17 protein-coding genes and 1 riboswitch are annotated in these 17,076 nt (G+C 69.8%); of the genes, 9 read left to right on the top strand and 8 right to left on the bottom strand.

What is annotated here, in order from left to right:
- Positions 1-45 precede the first annotated feature (45 nt).
- The gene (locus ACFV9W_RS16995; RefSeq protein ID WP_385761146.1) at positions 46-699 is read left to right on the top strand and encodes a YceI family protein; all 654 of its coding nucleotides are present in this window, start codon (positions 46-48) and stop codon (positions 697-699) included.
- Between the two features lie 158 nt (positions 700-857).
- Here the strand turns inward: ACFV9W_RS16995 and ACFV9W_RS16990 are convergent, their stop codons facing one another.
- On the bottom strand, positions 858-1,148 hold the full coding sequence (locus ACFV9W_RS16990) for a hypothetical protein (RefSeq protein ID WP_385761143.1): 291 nt from the start codon (positions 1,146-1,148) through the stop codon (positions 858-860).
- Positions 1,149-1,531: 383 nt separating this feature from the next.
- Between ACFV9W_RS16990 and ACFV9W_RS16985 the strand changes: the two genes are divergently transcribed.
- The 5 genes from ACFV9W_RS16985 to ACFV9W_RS16965 all read left to right on the top strand — a co-directional run bounded on the left by ACFV9W_RS16985 (position 1,532) and on the right by ACFV9W_RS16965 (position 7,069).
- A complete protein-coding gene (locus tag ACFV9W_RS16985) occupies positions 1,532-1,753 on the top strand; it encodes a DUF6243 family protein (protein ID WP_385761140.1) in 222 nt (73 codons plus the stop codon).
- A gap of 114 nt (positions 1,754-1,867) precedes the next feature.
- Positions 1,868-2,974, top strand: a complete 1,107-nt coding sequence (gene rlmN, locus ACFV9W_RS16980) for a 23S rRNA (adenine(2503)-C(2))-methyltransferase RlmN (protein WP_385761137.1) — start codon at positions 1,868-1,870, stop codon at positions 2,972-2,974.
- Between the two features lie 32 nt (positions 2,975-3,006).
- A riboswitch (TPP riboswitch) is annotated at positions 3,007-3,147 on the top strand.
- A gap of 94 nt (positions 3,148-3,241) precedes the next feature.
- Positions 3,242-4,363 (top strand): thiamine ABC transporter substrate binding subunit, encoded by a 1,122-nt coding sequence (locus ACFV9W_RS16975; RefSeq protein ID WP_385761135.1) that lies wholly within the window; start codon positions 3,242-3,244, stop codon positions 4,361-4,363.
- On the top strand, positions 4,339-6,015 hold the full coding sequence (locus ACFV9W_RS16970) for an ABC transporter permease (RefSeq protein WP_385761132.1): 1,677 nt from the start codon (positions 4,339-4,341) through the stop codon (positions 6,013-6,015). Before ACFV9W_RS16975 ends, ACFV9W_RS16970 begins: the two co-directional genes overlap by 25 nt.
- A gap of 4 nt (positions 6,016-6,019) precedes the next feature.
- Positions 6,020-7,069, top strand: coding sequence for an ABC transporter ATP-binding protein (locus ACFV9W_RS16965; RefSeq protein WP_385761129.1), 1,050 nt, complete (start codon positions 6,020-6,022; stop codon positions 7,067-7,069).
- 74 nt (positions 7,070-7,143) lie between these two features.
- Here ACFV9W_RS16965 and ACFV9W_RS16960 read toward each other — a convergent pair whose 3' ends face one another.
- The 7 genes from ACFV9W_RS16960 to ACFV9W_RS16930 form a co-directional block, all read right to left on the bottom strand.
- On the bottom strand, positions 7,144-7,815 hold the full coding sequence (locus ACFV9W_RS16960; protein ID WP_385761125.1) for an LAETG motif-containing sortase-dependent surface protein: 672 nt from the start codon (positions 7,813-7,815) through the stop codon (positions 7,144-7,146).
- Positions 7,816-8,003: 188 nt separating this feature from the next.
- Positions 8,004-9,143 carry an LOG family protein gene (locus ACFV9W_RS16955; protein ID WP_385761122.1) on the bottom strand — a complete coding sequence of 380 codons (1,140 nt, stop codon included), beginning with the start codon at positions 9,141-9,143 and terminating at the stop codon, positions 8,004-8,006.
- A gap of 38 nt (positions 9,144-9,181) precedes the next feature.
- Entirely contained in the window at positions 9,182-9,595 is a 414-nt protein-coding gene (locus ACFV9W_RS16950) for a VOC family protein (RefSeq protein ID WP_385761119.1), read from the bottom strand.
- Between the two features lie 86 nt (positions 9,596-9,681).
- A complete protein-coding gene (locus tag ACFV9W_RS16945) occupies positions 9,682-10,842 on the bottom strand; it encodes a hypothetical protein (protein ID WP_385761116.1) in 1,161 nt (386 codons plus the stop codon).
- Positions 10,824-11,588 (bottom strand): ABC transporter ATP-binding protein, encoded by a 765-nt coding sequence (locus ACFV9W_RS16940; RefSeq protein ID WP_385761113.1) that lies wholly within the window; start codon positions 11,586-11,588, stop codon positions 10,824-10,826. The genes ACFV9W_RS16945 and ACFV9W_RS16940 overlap by 19 nt, the downstream gene beginning before the upstream one ends.
- A 207-nt stretch (positions 11,589-11,795) precedes the next feature.
- On the bottom strand, positions 11,796-13,175 hold the full coding sequence (locus ACFV9W_RS16935) for an aspartate aminotransferase family protein (protein ID WP_385761109.1): 1,380 nt from the start codon (positions 13,173-13,175) through the stop codon (positions 11,796-11,798).
- The gene (locus ACFV9W_RS16930; RefSeq protein ID WP_266714722.1) at positions 13,160-13,675 is read right to left on the bottom strand and encodes an Lrp/AsnC family transcriptional regulator; all 516 of its coding nucleotides are present in this window, start codon (positions 13,673-13,675) and stop codon (positions 13,160-13,162) included. Before ACFV9W_RS16930 ends, ACFV9W_RS16935 begins: the two co-directional genes overlap by 16 nt.
- A gap of 167 nt (positions 13,676-13,842) precedes the next feature.
- On the opposite strand from ACFV9W_RS16930, the gene ACFV9W_RS16925 reads away from it, so the two are divergent.
- The 3 genes from ACFV9W_RS16925 to ACFV9W_RS16915 all read left to right on the top strand — a co-directional run bounded on the left by ACFV9W_RS16925 (position 13,843) and on the right by ACFV9W_RS16915 (position 17,060).
- Complete coding sequence (locus tag ACFV9W_RS16925; RefSeq protein ID WP_385761106.1) at positions 13,843-15,285, top strand: gamma-aminobutyraldehyde dehydrogenase; 1,443 nt, start codon at positions 13,843-13,845, stop codon at positions 15,283-15,285.
- Positions 15,282-15,770, top strand: coding sequence for a DUF1990 family protein (locus tag ACFV9W_RS16920; protein WP_385761103.1), 489 nt, complete (start codon positions 15,282-15,284; stop codon positions 15,768-15,770). Before ACFV9W_RS16925 ends, ACFV9W_RS16920 begins: the two co-directional genes overlap by 4 nt.
- A gap of 90 nt (positions 15,771-15,860) precedes the next feature.
- A complete protein-coding gene (locus ACFV9W_RS16915) occupies positions 15,861-17,060 on the top strand; it encodes a spermidine/putrescine ABC transporter substrate-binding protein (RefSeq protein ID WP_385761100.1) in 1,200 nt (399 codons plus the stop codon).
- The last annotated feature ends 16 nt before the right edge of the window (positions 17,061-17,076 follow it).

The following is a 17,076-nucleotide window of genomic DNA, read 5'->3' as shown; positions in this document are numbered from 1 at the left end:
GGGGGGCTTGCGTGCGTTCTTTACGCTGAAGTAACAACAGGCCTCATGAACATTTTCGGTCGCAGCTTCTCATCCCGGCGTGCAGAGGGATCCGCTGCTCCGGGGGCCGCCGGCACCGCAGTACTCGATCCGGCCGGCCACGACCCCTCCATGTCGGCGCTCACCGGCTCCTGGATGGTCGACCCCGCACACAGCAGGATCGGGTTCTCCGTCCGGCACGCCATGGTGACGACCGTGCGCGGCGCCTTCTCGGAGTACCAGAGCCGCCTCTACTTCGACGGCTCCGACCCGTCGCGCTCCTCCGCCGAGCTCGTCCTCGCCACGGCGAGCGTCGACACCGGTGTCGAGCAGCGGGACGCCCACGTGATGGGCCGGGACTTCCTGGACGCCTCCCAGTTTCCGCGGATGACCTTCAAGAGCACCGCCGTGGAACTGGCGGGCGACGATGTCTACCGGATGCACGGCGACCTCACCATCAAGGGCGTCGCCCGCCCCGTCGTCCTCGAACTCACCTACATCGGCTTCGTCACGGATGCCTTCGGCGACGAACGCGTCGGCTTCGACGGCACCACCACCATCAACCGCACCGACTGGGGCCTCACGTACAACGCCCGCCTGGCCCAGGGCGGCAACATGGTCAGCGAAAAGGTCCGCCTCCAGTTCGACATCGCGGCAATCCGGACGCCTTCGGCTCCCTGATGCCGCGGGTGCCCGGGGCACGCGTCGAGCTCTGCGACACGGCCCGGCCCGCCTGAGGCCGGAGAGCGGCTTGCTGAGCTCCACCCATCGAGCAGCCCCCTACCGACGACTCTGTCGCCGGTAGGGGGCTGCTCGTGTTTGGCCCCCTCAAGAGAGCGTCACTTGGCCGGCTGCGTCGACGGCCCTTCTGCGGCAGGCGTGCCCTCGGAGATCTCCGAGACATCAACGTCGACCTCGCACCCCTTGGGCATCTTGTCGGCGGAGGTGGCGCACTTGGAAGGACCAACCTCGGGCTTGCCCTTGCCCGACTGATGCCGATTCGACTTCTTCTCGGCCGGCGTCGAGCTGCCGGACGACGGGACGCTGTCGGAGGAAGCTGAGCAGGCCGCCGAGCCCAACACAGCACACACGACCAGAGCGGCAGAGACTGCGGCGGTGCGCGTACGCATGAAAGTCTCCCTTGCGTGGACGCCGGAACGTCCAACTTGTCAGTCGACGTGCGAAGCAGGAGAAGACTGCGCCGCGTCCTGATATGTACACGGTGAATCCGGCATTCAGCAGGCTTGATCGCCATCGGTGAGATCACGGCGAGTGTGAAGCCGAAGCGCTCCTTCCGCACATCAGCCCCGAGTGCGCTCGCCCAGTGTCCGGTAACTCGCCCAGTGTCTGGTAATACGACACGATCTTCGCGATACGCTCCAGGTCGGCCACGGAAACGTCGTGCCGAAGGCCCGGCCGACGCCAGGAACCGAAAGGCCAGCTCGCGGGACCGCTGCCTGTTACTCGCCGATGAATCCGCAGATCACCTCACACATCACCGCCGGGAGAACCCGTGACCGACAGTAAGAACATCAACAACCCAGTGGGCCAGGGCGGCGGCCAGCGCAAGAAGCAGTCCCGCGCCGAACGGCAGAACAACGGCCCGCACCGCAACCTGGACCGCCGCCGCGCGGCCGACCAGAAGGCGGAGCTGATCCGCAAGATGCGTGAGAAGACAGGCGCGGCCGAGGGCACGGGGCAAGCGGACGGCGACACCACACCCACACAGGGCTGACGCACCACGGACCGCCCAAGGCCGCTAAGCAGCGGCCAACGGCGACCGCCAGTGACAGGGGTCCCACGCGACGACCCCAGGTCACCCCCATTCGTCTGCGACACTGGTAACGCTATGCCTAAGCCCGGAGAACTCACGTTCGTCGCCCCCCGCGGAGCCAAGAAGCCGCCGCGGCACCTTGCTGATCTTTCGCCTGCTGAGCGGAAGGAAGCTGTTGCCGCGATCGGTGAGAAGCCGTTTCGCGCCAAGCAGCTCTCGCAGCACTACTTCGCGCGGTTCGCGCACGACCCCGCGGAGTGGACCGACATCCCCGCGGGGTCGCGCGAGAAGCTGCGGGAGGCGTTGCTGCCGGAGCTGATGACCGTCGTGCGGCATCTGTCGACCGACAACGACACGACGCGCAAGACGCTGTGGAAGCTGTTCGACGGGACGCTCGTCGAGTCCGTGCTGATGCGGTATCCGGATCGCGTGACGATGTGCATCTCGTCGCAGGCCGGATGCGGGATGAACTGTCCGTTCTGTGCCACGGGGCAGGCCGGGCTCGACCGGAATCTGTCGACCGGGGAGATCGTCCATCAGATTGTTGATGGGATGAGGGCTCTCCGGGACGGGGAGATTCCCGGGGGGCCCGCCCGGCTCAGCAACATCGTTTTCATGGGCATGGGCGAGCCGCTCGCCAACTACAAGCGCGTCATCCAGGCCATCCGCGCGCTGACCGACCCGGAGCCGGACGGGCTCGGGCTCAGCCAGCGCGGCATCACCGTGTCGACGGTGGGGCTCGTGCCCGCCATCAACCGGTTCACCGACGAGGGGCTGAAGTGCCGGCTCGCGATCTCGTTGCACGCCCCGGACGACGAGCTGCGTGACACCCTCGTCCCCGTCAATACGCGGTGGAACGTGCGGGAGGTGCTCGACTCCGGGTTCGAGTACGCCGCGAAGTCCGGGCGCCGGCTCTCCATCGAGTACGCCCTCATCCGGGACATCAATGACCAGGCCTGGCGTGGTGATCGGCTTGGGCGGATGCTCAAGGGGAAGCCGGTGCATGTGAACCTGATTCCGTTGAATCCGACCCCGGGCTCGAAGTGGACCGCCTCGCGGCCCGAGGACGAGAAGGCCTTCGTCGACGCCATCGCCGCGCACGGCGTTCCGGTGACCATCCGGGACACCCGTGGCCAGGAGATCGACGGAGCCTGTGGACAGCTGGCGGCCACCGAGCGGTAGCCTGGCCACAGTAAGTACGACAACTACATCTGTAATTCCGACAGGGGAGCGCCACAGCGCTGAGAGTGCGGCAACCGACAGCAGGCTTCACGGCCGGCATCGCGTCGACAGGCCGCAGACCCTCTGGACCTTGCCCGGGTCATTCCGGGTAGGAAGTTCGGACACCACTCAAGCTGTTGCGCCCTGCCCGGAGCCCCGCCGTCGTCGACGGAAGGGTTCCGGGCAGGGCCGCGTCTTCTCCTGGTCAGCTCCAGGAGGAATGAAGTAGTGAGCAAGAAGCAGTCGGCCGCCAGGCCGACCCGCACGTCGGCCGCCACCGTCTACGTCTCCGTGGCTGTGGGGCTTGGGCTCGTCGCCCTCTCCGCGTGTGGGTCGTCTGGTAGTGGCTCTGGTGCCGCGGGTGGGGATGCCAAGACCGTGACCCTGGTGAGCCATGATTCGTGGGCCGTTTCGAAGGGCGTGCTCAAGGACTTCGAGAAGAGTTCCGGGTACAAGGTCAAGGTCCTCAAGGACGGGGACGCCGGCGAGGCCGTCAACAAGGCGATCCTCTCCAAGGACAACCCGCAGGGCGACGTCTTCTTCGGCGTCGACAACACCCTGCTCTCGCGAGCGCTCGACAATGGGATCTTCGCCTCGTACCAGGCCAAGGGGCTCGATGAAGTGCGGGGCGAGTATCGGCTTGACAAGGGGAAGGAGCGGGTCACCCCCGTCGATACCGGGTCGCTCTGTGTCAATTACGACAAGGCGTATTTCAAGAAGCACGATCTCGCGCCGCCCTCGTCCTTCGCCGATCTCGCCAAGCCGGCCTACAAGAACCTGCTCGTCACCGAGAACGCGGCCACCTCGTCGCCAGGGCTCGGCTTCCTGCTCGGGACCGCCGCGAAGTACGGCGACGACGGCTGGCAGCCGTACTGGAAGAAGCTGAAGGCCAACGGGCTCAAGGTCGTGGACGGCTGGGATCAGGCGTACAACGAGGAGTTCTCGGGGTCCGCTGGTGGCAAGAAGGCCGGTGGTGACCGGCCGCTCGTCGTGTCCTACGCGTCCTCGCCGCCCGCCGAGGCCGTGTACGCCGATCCGCAGCCGAAGACCTCGCCGGTCGGCGTCGCCAAGGGGACGTGTTTCCAGCAGGTCGAGTTCGCGGGGCTGCTGAACGGCGCGCAGAACGAGAAGGGCGGCAAGGTGCTGCTCGACTTCCTGGTCTCCAAGAAGTTCCAGGAGGACATGCCGCTCAACATGTTCGTCGACCCGGTGACCGAGAACGCCACCGCGCCCGCCGACTACACCAAGTACGCGGTGAAGATCGACGACCCCGAGACCATGAGCCCGCGCAAGATCGCGGACAACCGGGACGACTGGGTGAAGTCGTGGACCTCGCTCGTACTGAAGTAGTCCCCAGACAGCGAGGCAACGCGGCGCGGCTCGGGCTCATGGTCCTGCCCGTCGTGTTCTTCGGGCTGTTCTTCGCCTATCCGGTCGTCGCGATCGTCGAGCGCGGGCTGCACGTCGACGGTGGCTGGGAGCTCGGGCGGCTGTTCGACGTGCTCGGGCAGTCCGACATTCGGCACGTCCTGTGGTTCACGGTGTGGCAGGCGCTCGCGTCGACCGCGCTGACGTTGCTGATCGCGCTGCCGGGGGCGTATGTCTTCGCGCGGTTCGAGTTCCCCGGCAAGCAGGTGCTGCGGGCCGTCGTCACCGTGCCGTTCGTGCTGCCGACCGTCGTCGTCGGTACCGCGTTCCTCGCGCTCGTCGGGAACGGCGGGCTGCTCGACGAGCTGTGGGGCGTGCGGCTCGACACTACGGTGTGGGCGATTCTGCTCGCGCACGTCTTCTTCAATTACGCGGTCGTGGTGCGGACCGTGGGCGGGCTGTGGGCGCAGCTCGATCCCGGGCAGGAGGAGGCCGCGCGGATGCTCGGCGCCTCGCGGTTCGCGGCGTGGCGGAAGGTGACGCTGCCGGCGCTCGGGCCCGCTGTCGCCGCCGCCGCGCTCATGGTGTTCCTGTTTACGTTCACGTCCTTCGGTGTCGTGCAGATTCTCGGCGGGCCGGGGTTCTCGACGCTCGAGGTCGAGATCTATCGGCAGACCGCGCAGATCTTCGATCTGTCCACCGCCGCCGTGCTGACCATCGTGCAGTTCCTCGCCGTCGGGCTGATCCTCGGCGTGCACGCCTGGAGCGTGCGACGGCGGGAGAGCGCGCTGCGGCTCGTCGACGCCGCGCACACGGCGCGCAGGCCGCGTGGGGCCGGGCAGTGGGCGCTCCTGGGTGGTGTGCTGGCGTGCGTCGCGCTGCTGGTCGTGCTGCCGCTCGGGGTGCTCGTCGAGCGGTCGCTCGATGCTCCGGGCGGGTACGGCTTCGGGTACTACCGGGCGCTCACGGACGCCGACGGCGGGACCTTCCTCGTACCGCCGATCGAGGCGATCTGGAACTCGCTGGAGTACGCGCTCGCCGCCACCGCCATCGCCGTGGTGATCGGTGGTCTCGCCGCCGCAGCCTTGACCCGGCGTGCCGGGCGGCTCGTGCGCGGGTTCGACGCGTTGCTGATGCTGCCGCTCGGGGTGTCCGCGGTGACCGTCGGGTTCGGGTTCCTGATCACGCTCGACGAGCCGCCGCTCGATCTGCGGTCGACGTGGATCCTGGTGCCGCTCGCGCAGGCGCTCGTCGGGGTGCCGTTCGTGGTGCGGACGATGCTGCCGGTGCTGCGGGCCGTCGATGGGCGGCTGCGGGAGGCCGCCGCCGTGCTCGGGGCCTCGCCGCTGCGGGCGTGGCGGGAGGTCGACCTGCCGATGGTGCGGCGGGCGCTGCTTGTCGCGGCCGGGTTCGCGTTCGCCGTGTCGCTCGGCGAGTTCGGGGCGACCGTGTTCATCGCGCGGCCCGACAACCCGACGCTGCCGGTCGCCGTGGCGCGGCTGCTCGGGCGCGCCGGTGACCTCAACTACGGGCAGGCGATGGCGCTTTCAACCGTGCTGATGGTCGTCTGCGCGGCCTCGTTGCTCGTCCTTGAACGGATTCGGCCCGCCAAGGCCACGACCGGGGAGTTCTGATCTGATGTCGCTGCTGGAACTGGACGACGCGACCGTACGGTTCGGTGGGCGCGCCGTGCTCGACGACGTGGACCTGGAGGTCGCCGAGCACGAGATCGTGTGCGTGCTCGGGCCGAGCGGCAGCGGCAAGTCGACCCTGCTGAGGGCCGTCGCCGGGCTGCAACCCCTGGACGGCGGGCGGGTGTTGCTCGGCGGCGCCGACCAGGCCGGGGTGCCCGCGCACAAGCGGGGCGTCGGCCTGATGTTCCAGGACCACCAGCTGTTCCCGCAGCGCGACGTGGGGCAGAACGTCGCCTTCGGGCTGCGGATGCACGGGGCAGGCAAGGCCGAACAGGCGGACCGCGTACGGGAGTTGCTGGGGCTCGTCGGGCTGCCCGGCGCCGAGCGGCGGGCGGTCGGCGCGCTGTCCGGCGGGGAGCAGCAGCGGGTCGCGCTCGCGCGGGCGCTCGCGCCGCGACCGCGCCTGCTGATGCTGGACGAACCGCTGGGGCAGCTCGACCGTTCGCTCCGTGAGCGGCTCGTCGTCGAACTGCGGGAACTCTTCGGCGAGTTGGGGACGACCGTGCTCGCCGTCACGCACGACCAGGGCGAGGCCTTCGCGCTCGCCGACCGGGTCGTGGTGATGCGGGACGGGCGGATCGCCCAGACCGGTACGCCTCTTGAGGTGTGGCAGCATCCGGCGGACGAGTTCGTGGCGCGGTTCCTCGGCTTCGACAACGTGGTCGAGGCGTCGGTGACCGGGGCGGTCGCGGACACGCCGTGGGGCAAGGTGCCGGTGCCCGAGGGGTCGGAGCAGGGGGACCGCAAGCTCCTCGTACGGCCCGCGGGCGTACGCCTCGTCCCGGCCGCCGAGGCCCAGCTGACCTGCGCCGTAACCGCACGTACCTTCCGTGGCACGCACGTCGCGCTGCACTTGCAGCCGAGGGACGCGCCCCGCCTGGAAGCGGCCTGCGCGCTGCGCGAGGCGCCGGAGCCGGGGGACGAGGTCGGGGTCGCCTTCGACGCGGCGGAGATCGTGGTGCTGGGGGCGGGCGCCGCCGCGGACAACGGCTGAGCCGGAGACCGGCCGGACCGGCGGCCGACTGAGCCGAAGGCCGACTGAGCCGTCCAACGGCGCCCGCTCCAGGCCTACTTCTGCGCCGAGCCCTTGCGGCGGAGCGCGAAGACCACGCCGCCGCCCGCGACGACCAGAAGGGCCGCGATACCGGCGATCACCGGGGTGTTGCTGCTCGCTCCGGTCTCGGCGAGGTCCGAACCACCGGCCGGGGAGGCCGAGCTGCTCGGCGCCGGGGCCGCCGCGGGGGCACTCGTGGAGGGTGCGGGCTTCTCGGCCGGGGCCGAGGTGCTGGGCGCCGCGGACGTCGGAGGCGTCGACGGCTTCTCCGTGGCGCACGCCGTGGCCGGGGCGGTGACGCCTCCCTTGATGTCGTCGTCGACATTGAAGCGGTCGGTCTTCACGTGGACGCGGTACGTCGCGCCCGGCTTCCAGTCCTCCTTGAACGTGATCGTGACGCCCTCCTTGGAGCCCTTCACGACCTGCGAGCCGACCTGTTCCTCGGAGCCGCCGGACGTCCGGAAGACCGTGACGGTCGCCGGGGTGCCGGACGCGTCCACGTCGGTCACGGAGATGACACCCTGCTGTCCTTCGCAGACGGCCTTGGCGGTGAACTCGCTGATGTCGCACGCCGACGCGGTGCCCGTGACGCCGAGCGTCAGGGCCGTCGCGGCGGCGGCCACGCCGGCGAAGCGGGCCGCTCTGGAGGAGGAGATGCGCTGAGATATGCGGGGGGCTACGGACACAGCTGTCCTTCACATGTACGGGGAAGAGAAGGGGTGCGGCGCGGCGCGAACGCACCTCGAAGCTCAACACCCCCACGGTCACCGATGGTTTATCGGTGACCGTGACGCACGGTCAATACACGAAGCGCCCCACCGGCCACTCTTGACCCCCGCTTGACCCAACGTGCCCGAACAGCACAGCCAGGGCCTCAGCCGAGCCGCTTGATCGCCTCGCCCGCCTCCTCGACGGTGTCCACCAACGCGATCCGGTCCTCCATGGACCGCTCACGGGCGAGCGCCTGGAGCAACGGCCAGGTGGGAAGGCGCTCGGTCCAGTGGGCACGGTCGACCAGGACCATCGGGGTCGGTTCGCCGCGTGACTCGTAGTAGTTGGGCGTGGCGTTGTCGAAGATCTCCTGCACCGTGCCCGCCGCGCCCGGCAGGAAGATCACGCCCGCGTTGGAGCGGGCCAGCAGGCCGTCCTCGCGGGTGGCGTTGGCGAAATACTTGGCGATGTGCTCGGCGAACGCGTTCGGCGGCTCGTGCCCGTAGAACCAGGTGGGGATGCCCACGGAGGGGCCGCCGTCCGGCCAGCGCTCGCGCACGGCGAAGGCGGCCTCCGCCCAGTCGGTGATCGACGGGGTGAAGGACGGTGACTTGGCGAGGAGTTGGAGCGCGTCGTCGAGCATGGAGTCGGCGAACGGCGCCGCGTACGCGCCCAGGTTCGCGGCCTCCATCGCGCCGGGCCCGCCGCCCGTCGCCACCGTGAATCCCGTGCGGGCCAGCGTCCGGCCGAGCCGGGCAGCGCCCTCGTACGCGTCCGTGCCGCGCGCCATCGCGTGACCGCCCATGACGCCCACCACCCGGGCCCCGACGAGGAGTTCGTCGAGCGCGTCGGACACGGAGTCGTCGTGCACGGAGCGCAGCATCGACGCGAACACGTCGCCGTCGGCCTTGGTGCGCTGGAACCACTCGTAGGCGCGGGCGTCGGGAGTCGCCGCGTAGCCGCCCTCGGAGGACAGGCCCTCGAAGAGTTCGGCGGGGGCGTAGAGGCGGCCCCGGTACGGGTCGAAGGGGAGGCCGGGGACCGGCGGGAAGACCAGCGCGCCGCGCGCTCTGACCTCGGTGGCGGCCTGCGGGTCCATGGGGCAGCCGAGGAATATGGCGCCCTCGACCTCGGCGCTGCGCAGGTGCTCGGTGCGGCCGGTCAGGTCGACGGCCTGCACCCGGTGCCCGGTCAGCGTGCCGCGCGCGGCCACCACCTCGTCGAACTCCGCGAGCGTCTCGATCTCGCGGTCGGAGGTGGTGGCAGGAACGGACGGTTCGGTGGAACGTTCTGGAGTCGGCACCCGCCCATGCTAAGCACGGGCGGGCGCCGGGTCGTTGGTCAGCCCTCGACGACCGACGGGTCCATCCACATGACCTCGAAGGTGTGCCCGTCGAGGTCGTCGAAGGCCCGCCCGTACATGAAGCCGTGGTCCTGCTTCTCGCCGGTCTCGGTGCCGCCCGCGGCGATCGCCCGGTCCACGAGCTCATCCACCTTCTCGCGGCTCTCGGCGCTCAGCGCGATGAGCACCTCGCTGCTGCTCTTCGAGTCGATGATCGTCTTCTTGGTGAAGCCCGCGTACTTCTCCTTCGTGAGCAGCATGACCACGATCTGCTCGCTGATCACGATGGAGCTGGTGGAGTCGTCCGAGAACTGGGCGTTGCGCTCGTACCCCAGCTCCGTGAAGAACTTGGTGGACGCCGTCACGTCGTTCACGGCCAGGTTCACGAAGATCATCTGCTGGTACTCGCTCATGATGTGTCCGTCGCCTTCTCGGAGAAGTGAAGCCAATGAAGTGGTGTGGTGCGTACGAACATGTAGACGGCCAGTGTCGTCAAAACTCATCGCGCCGTCAGCGGAGCCGCCGAAAGTTCTGCGACGAGCCAGGTCAGCGGCCCGAAAACGGCCAGCAGGGCGCACGCCCTGAGCGCCACCGCCCCGCGCAGCGCCGTGGCGGGGGCGCCGATCCGCAGCAGCGCCTCCGTCGTGTGCCGCCGCGCCTGGCGGGCCTCGAAGGACGCCGTCACCAGCGTCGCCACGGCGCAACCGACGACGAGCAACGCGCCGAGCGTGGCCAGCGGTCCGACGCCGGCCGCCCGCTCCCCGTACACGACGCCCGCCGCGTACAGGCCCGACGCCACCGCGCACACCACGCCGAGCGGGCGCCCGATGCGCCGCGCCTCCTCCTGGAGCACCCGGCCGGCGAGCAGCCGCACCGCCGAGGGGCGTACGGACTGCAGCGCGCGCCCGCACAGGTACGTGAGCCCGGGACCGGCGAGCGCCAGGCCGAGCGCGGTCAGCGTCCACCCGGCGAGCACGCCCGTGGGGCTGCCGGTGAGACCGCCCGGGAGCCGGGAGCCCGCGGCGCCGCGCACGCCCGCCGCGTACGTCTCCACGGCGAGGCCCGCCGCGAGCAGCGCGAAGCCCCACGGCAGGCCGGTCGGGGCGGACGCCGGCTCCTGGGGTTCGGCGGTGTCCTTGACCGGGTGCGCGAGGCGCGGGCGCAGCGCGAGGGCGCAAGCCGCGGAGGCCGCGAGCGGCACCCACGTCAGCAGGGTGAGCGTGGCGGCGAGCGGCAGGGGCCGGTCCGCGGCGAGCAGCTCGCGGGCCGCGCCGTCGAACGGGAGGCCGGACAGGTCACCCCGCAGATGCAGGAAGAACAGCAGCGCCAGCATCGAGCCGAGCGTGCAGGCGATGGCCGTGGAGATCGCGGCGAGCAGGGTGAGGCGGGCCGGTCCGAGGCCCACGGCGGACAGGCCCGCGCGCGGCTGCGTGCCGGGGTCGGAGCGGGCCACGGCGACCGCGAAGTACACCGTCGCGGCGAGCGGCAGCGCGCACCACGCGAGGCGCAGCACCGAGTTCGCCGCGGTCTCGGGGTGCCCGAGCGCGTGGCCGAGCGTGCTCAGGAGCAGAAAGCCGGTGCCGGCCGACGCGGCGGCGACGAGGAGTCTGCGCAACTGGACCAGTGGGTGCGCGCCGCGCGCTAGACGGAGAGCGAGCACGCGGTGCGGCCCTCCCCTTCGGAGGCCTTCTCGGGCAGCGGCACGGTGTGCACGCGGCGCCCGTCGAGCAGCGACTCCGTGCGGTCGGCGAGCGCGCCCACCGCGGAGTCGTGGGTCGCGAGGACGACCGTGATGTCGTGCGAGCGGGCCGCTGCGGTGAGCGTGCGCAGGATGTGGGCGCTGTCGGCGCGGTGCAGGGTCGCGGTCGGCTCGTCGGCGAACACCACGTGCGGGGCGTGCGCGAGGGCGCGGGCGATGGCCACGCGCTGGCGCTCGGCGACGGACAGGGCGTGCGGGCGCTTGCGGGCGAGGCGGCCCACGTCGAGCCGGTCCAGCCACTCGTGGGCGGCGGTCTTGGCGGGGCGGCGGGGGGTGCCGCGCAGCATCAGGGGGAGCGCGGTGTTCTCCCACACGTTCAGCTCGGGCACGAGGACGGGCTCCGGGTCGATCCAGCCGAACCGGTCGCGGCGCAGCCGTTCGCGCACCAGGGGGCCCATCGTGTGGACGGGCGTGCTGTTGAACCACACCTCGCCCTGCTGCGGCAGGAGCTGACCGGAGAGGCAGCGCAGCAGCGTCGTCTTCCCGCTGCCGCGCGGCCCGGTGACGGCGAGGATCTCGCCCTCGCGGACACCGAGAGAGACACCGGTGAGCGCGGGGGGCGCGCCCTCCGGTCCGTTGCCCGATCCGCTGTGCGCATAGTGCAGGGCACGCGCCCACAGCACGTCGTTGTCCGGCGGGGCCACCATGACGTACACCTCGGTTCTGATCAGTTGCCGTCCCCCGATAGGGGGAACGAAGGCGGGGCCGATCGGTCACTGGGCACCGTATGGACGCGCGGGCGCGGGCTGGAGAAGGGCACGGCCCGGTTGCCTCCCATCTCACTCGGATGGGTGCAACCGGGCCGTGCGTCAAGCCAGTTGGCGGTCCGTGGCCACCCCTGGCTCAGACCTTGATCAGATCTTCGACCAGGCCTCCGTGAGGACCTGTCGGATGATCCCTTCGATCTCGTCGAACGTCGCCTGGTCGGAGATCAGCGGCGGCGAGAGCTGGATGACCGGGTCACCACGGTCGTCGGCGCGGCAGTACAGGCCGTACTCGAAGAGCTTCTTCGAGACGAAGCCGTAGAGCACGCGCTCCGACTCCTCGTCCGTGAAGGTCTCCTTGGTGGCCTTGTCCTTCACGAGCTCGATGCCGTAGAAGAAGCCGTTGCCGCGGACGTCGCCGACGATCGGCAGGTCGTTCAGCTTCTGCAGCGTGTTGAGGAAGTTCGCCTCGTTGTCGAGCACGTGCTGGTTGAGGCCCTCGCGCTCGAAGATGTCGAGGTTGGCGAGACCCACCGCGGCGGACACCGGGTGACCACCGAAGGTGTAGCCGTGCAGGAACGTGTTGTCGCCCTTGTAGAACGGCTCGGCGATCCGGTCGGACACGATGGCCGCGCCGATCGGGGAGTAGCCGGACGTCATGCCCTTGGCGCAGGTGATGATGTCCGGGACGTAGCCGAACTTGTCACAGGCGAACATCGTGCCGAGGCGGCCGAAGGCGCAGATGACCTCGTCGGAGACGAGCAGCACGTCGTACTTGTCGCAGATCTCGCGCACGCGCTGGAAGTACCCGGGCGGCGGCGGGAAGCAGCCGCCGGCGTTCTGCACCGGCTCAAGGAAGACGGCCGCGACCGTCTCCGGGCCCTCGAACAGGATCTCCTGCTCGATCTGGTCGGCGGCCCAGCGGCCGAAGGCCTCCGGGTCGTCGCCGTGGATCGGGGCGCGGTAGATGTTCGTGTTCGGCACCTTGTGCGCGCCCGGGACGAGCGGCTCGAAGGGGGCCTTGAGGGCCGGCAGACCCGTGATGGACAGGGCGCCCTGCGGGGTGCCGTGGTAGGCGACCGCGCGGGAGATGACCTTGTACTTCGTGTGGTTGCCGTTGAGCTTGTGGTACTGCTTCGCCAGCTTCCACGCGGTCTCGACGGCCTCGCCGCCACCGGTGGTGAAGAAGACCTTGTTGAGGTCGCCCGGAGCGTGGTGGGCCAGGCGCTCGGCCAGCTCCACGGCCTTGGGGTGGGCGTACGACCAGATCGGGAAGAACGCCAGCTCGGCCGCCTGCTTGGCGGCGACCTCGGCGAGCTCCTGGCGGCCGTGACCGGCCTGGACCACGAACAGGCCGGAGAGGCCGTCCAGGTACTTCTGGCCCTTGTCGTCGTAGATGTAGGTGCCCTCGCCACGCACGATGGTGGGAACGGGCGCGTTCTCGTACGACGACATGCGGGTGAAGTGCATCCACAGGTGGTCGTACGCGGTTCGGCTGAGGTCCTTGCTCACGGCTATCGGGTTCCCCACATGTAGGTCTGCTTCTTGAGCTTCAGGTAGACGAAGCTCTCGGTGGAGCGCACGCCGGGGAGGGCCCGGATGCGTCGGTTGATGACCTCCAGAAGGTGGTCGTCGTCCTCGCAGACGATCTCCACCATCAGGTCGAACGAGCCCGCGGTCATCACGACGTACTCGCACTCCGGCATGTCGGTGAGCGCGTCCGCCACGGGATCCAGATCGCCCTCGACGTTGATGCCGACCATCGCCTGCCGCCGGAAGCCCACGGTGAGCGGGTCGGTGACGGCGACGATCTGCATCACGCCCTGATCGAGCAGTTTCTGGACGCGCTGGCGCACGGCCGCCTCGGAGAGGCCGACGGCCTTTCCGATGGCGGCGTACGGGCGCCTGCCGTCTTCTTGAAGCTGCTCGATGATGGCGAGGGAGACGGAGTCGAGCGGCGGATTGCTGCCGTTCCTCGAACTGGGTCCCTTGGGGTCTGCGCTACGACTGGCCACGGCTTCACTGTGCACGAGGACTCCTCGGTTTCGCAAGCCCAGAGCGATGAAATTCGTTGTCTGCGGGCTCTGGGGTCACGGATTCCGTAGTTCAGTGGGGGTGGGGGGTGTCGAAAACGTCGGTCGTCGGTCTAGGGTGGGCGTCTCAATCTTTGGACAGCGAACAGTCAGGAGGGCCGGCAGTGAGCACGAGTGAGCTGCGTCGTCTGCGCAACTACATCGACGGTGAGTTCAAGGACGCCGCCGACGGACGGACCACCGAGGTGGTCAACCCCGCCACGGGCGAGGCGTACGCGACCGCGCCGCTGTCCGGGCAGGCCGACGTCGACGCCGCGATGGCCGCCGCCGAGGCCGCGTTCCCGGCCTGGCGCGACCTGGTACCCGGCGAGCGCCAGAAGTACCTCCTCAAGATCGCGGACGCGTTCGAGGAGCGGGCCGAGGAGCTCATCGCCGTCGAGTCGGAGAACTGCGGCAAGCCCCTCGGGCTCACCCGCAGCGAAGAGATCCCGATGATGCTCGACCAGATCCGCTTCTTCGCGGGCGCCGCGCGCATGCTCGAGGGGCGCTCCGGCGGCGAGTACATGGAGGGCCTGACCTCCTTCGTGCGCCGCGAGCCGATCGGCGTCTGCGCGCAGGTCGCGCCGTGGAACTACCCGATGATGATGGGCGTGTGGAAGTTCGCCCCGGCGCTCGCCGCGGGCAACACGGTCGTGCTCAAGCCGTCCGACACCACCCCGGCCTCCACGGTCCTGATGGCCGAGATCATCGGCTCCATCGTGCCCAAGGGCGTCTTCAACGTGGTGTGCGGCGACCGCGACACCGGCCGCGCGATGGTCGAGCACAAGACCCCCGCGATGGCCTCCATCACCGGCTCCGTGCGCGCCGGCATGCAGGTCGCCGAGTCCGCCGCCAAGGACCTCAAGCGGGTCCACCTGGAGCTCGGCGGCAAGGCCCCGGTCGTCGTCTTCGAGGACGCCGACCTCGCCAAGGCCGCCGAGGGCATCGCCGAGGCCGGGTACTTCAACGCGGGCCAGGACTGCACCGCGGCCACCCGCGTGCTCGTCCACGAGTCGGTGCACGACGAGTTCGTCACCGCTCTCGCGAAGATCGCCGCCGAGACGAAGACCGGCGCGGCCGACGACGAGGACGTGCTCTACGGCCCGCTGAACAACGCCAACCAGCTGAAGCAGGTCACCGGCTTCATCGACCGCCTCCCGGCGCACGCCAAGGTCGAGGCCGGCGGCCACCGGGTCGGCGAGCAGGGCTACTTCTACGCCCCGACCGTCGTCTCGGGCCTCAAGCAGGACGACGAGATCATCCAGAACGAGGTCTTCGGCCCGGTCATCACGGTCCAGTCCTTCACGGACGAGGACCAGGCGGTGTCCTACGCCAACGGCGTCGAGTACGCGCTGGCCTCCTCGGTCTGGACGAAGGACCACGGCCGCGCGATGCGGATGTCCAAGGTCCTCGACTTCGGCTGCGTGTGGATCAACACCCACATCCCGCTCGTCGCCGAGATGCCGCACGGCGGCTTCAAGAAGTCCGGCTACGGCAAGGACCTGTCGGCGTACGGCTTCGACGACTACACGCGGATCAAGCACGTGATGACGTCGCTGGACGCGTGAACCTCACGTACGGCGAGGTCGGCGCGACCCTGGCGGCGGGTGAACTGCCGCCGGGGTACGCCCACATGGACCGCCGTGTCCGGCTCGGCTCGGGGCAGGAATGCTTCGAGCGGGCCGGCGCGGCGGTTCTCGCGTGGGGCGCGCAGCGCGGGGCCGGGCTCCGGGTGACGCCCGGCGCAGATGTCCGGGAGGGCGCGGACGTCGTCCTGCGGGCGCCGTTCCTGCGCATTCCCTGCCGGGTGGTCCGGGTCCTGCGCGAGCCGTCGCGCGTCGGATTCGCCTACGGGACGCTGCCGGGGCATCCGGAGTGCGGCGAGGAGGCGTTCCTCGTCGAGCGGGCGGCGGACGGGGCCGTGTGGTTCCGGATCCGGGCGTTCTCGCGGCCGGGGCGCTGGTACGCGCGGCTCGGCGGGCCTGTGGCGCGGGGCGTGCAGAAGTGGGTGACCGGGCGGTATCTGCGGGCCGTCGCGGACGCCGTCGGATGAGTGGAGGATCGACAAGGTGTCGGCCCCGGACCGCGGCGCTCGACGCAGCGTCCATTGTGGCGCCAAGTCGCCCGGAGAGAGGCTGAGTTCGTGCGAGCGAATCCGATAACTCCCCAGGTCACCCGTCGTTCCCTGCTGCGCGCCCTGGGCGGTGGTGCCGCGGCCGCGACGGTCGGCGGCCTCGTCGCCGGCTGCGGGGTGCCCGCGGCGTACGTCTCGCCGGGGGACCGCGGCGCCAAGGACCTCTCCGCCGACAAGCGGCTCACCTGGGCCAACTGGCCTCTCTACATCGACGTCGACGACGACAATCCGTCGAAGCGGCCCAGCCTCGACGCGTTCGAGAAGCAGACCGGGATCCAGGTCAAGTACACCGAAGAGATCAACGACAACGACGAGTTCTTCGGCAAGATCAGCCCGTCGCTGATGAACCACCAGAAGACCGACCGCGACCTCATCGTCATCTCCGACTGGATGTGCTCGCGCTTCGTGCGGCTCGGCTGGGTCCAGGAGATGGACCGCGCCCACCAGCCGAACGTCACCAAGTACCTCGACCCGCTGCTGCGTTCCCCCGCCTTCGACCCGGGCCGCAAGTACACCGTGCCGTGGCAGTCCGGCATCACCGGCATCGCGTACAACAAGCGGAAGCTGGGCCGCGAGATCAAGCACGTCTCCGACCTGTGGGCCAAGGACCTGGCGGGCCGCGTCACCCTCCTCTCCGGCCTCGACGAGTCCTTCGCGCTCCTCATGCAGGGCAACGGCGTCGACATCACCAAGTGGACGGGCGCCGACTTCGACAAGGTCTGCGACCAGGTCGAGAAGTTGGTGAAGGCGAAGCACATCCGCCGCTTCACCGGCAATGACTACATCAAGGACCTCTCCAGCGGCGACGTCCTGGCCTGCCAGGCGTACAGCGGCGACATCATCCAGCTCCAGGCCGACAACCCGGACATCGAGTTCGTCGTCCCGGAGGAGGGCGCCGAGCTCTGGGCGGAATCCCTGATGATCCCCAACCTCGCGGACCACAAGGCCAACGCCGAGCGCCTGATCGACTACTACTACGAGCCGGAGGTCGCCGCGGAGTTGGCGGCCTGGGTCAACTACGTCTGCCCGGTGCCGGCGGCGCGCGACGTCCTCGCCTCCTCCAAGGACAAGGAGACCGCCGAACTCGCCGAGGACCCGCTGATCTTCCCCGACGACCGGATGCGCTCCCGGCTGGCGATCGCCCGGGACATCAGGGCGTCGGAGCGGACGGAGTTCTCGAAGCGGTGGAACAGGATCGCGGGGCTGTGACCCCGGGGGAGAGGCT

The sequence above is a fragment of the Streptomyces sp. NPDC059897 genome (genome assembly GCF_042730865.1).
In the GTDB taxonomy this organism is placed as follows: Bacteria; Actinomycetota; Actinomycetes; order Streptomycetales; family Streptomycetaceae; genus Streptomyces.
Note: the sequence above shows the minus strand (reverse complement) of the source record. Positions and strands in the feature narration are given on the sequence as shown.

Coding starts and splice junctions, on each gene's coding strand:
- rlmN (WP_385761137.1), top strand. CDS start 1,868: ATGCCTAAGCCCGGAGAACTCACGTTCGTCGCCCCCCGCGGAGCCAAG.
- ACFV9W_RS16995 (WP_385761146.1), top strand. CDS start 46: ATGAACATTTTCGGTCGCAGCTTCTCATCCCGGCGTGCAGAGGGATCC.
- ACFV9W_RS16965 (WP_385761129.1), top strand. CDS start 6,020: ATGTCGCTGCTGGAACTGGACGACGCGACCGTACGGTTCGGTGGGCGC.
- ACFV9W_RS16950 (WP_385761119.1), bottom strand. CDS start 9,595: ATGAGCGAGTACCAGCAGATGATCTTCGTGAACCTGGCCGTGAACGAC.
- ACFV9W_RS16990 (WP_385761143.1), bottom strand. CDS start 1,148: ATGCGTACGCGCACCGCCGCAGTCTCTGCCGCTCTGGTCGTGTGTGCT.
- ACFV9W_RS16940 (WP_385761113.1), bottom strand. CDS start 11,588: ATGGTGGCCCCGCCGGACAACGACGTGCTGTGGGCGCGTGCCCTGCAC.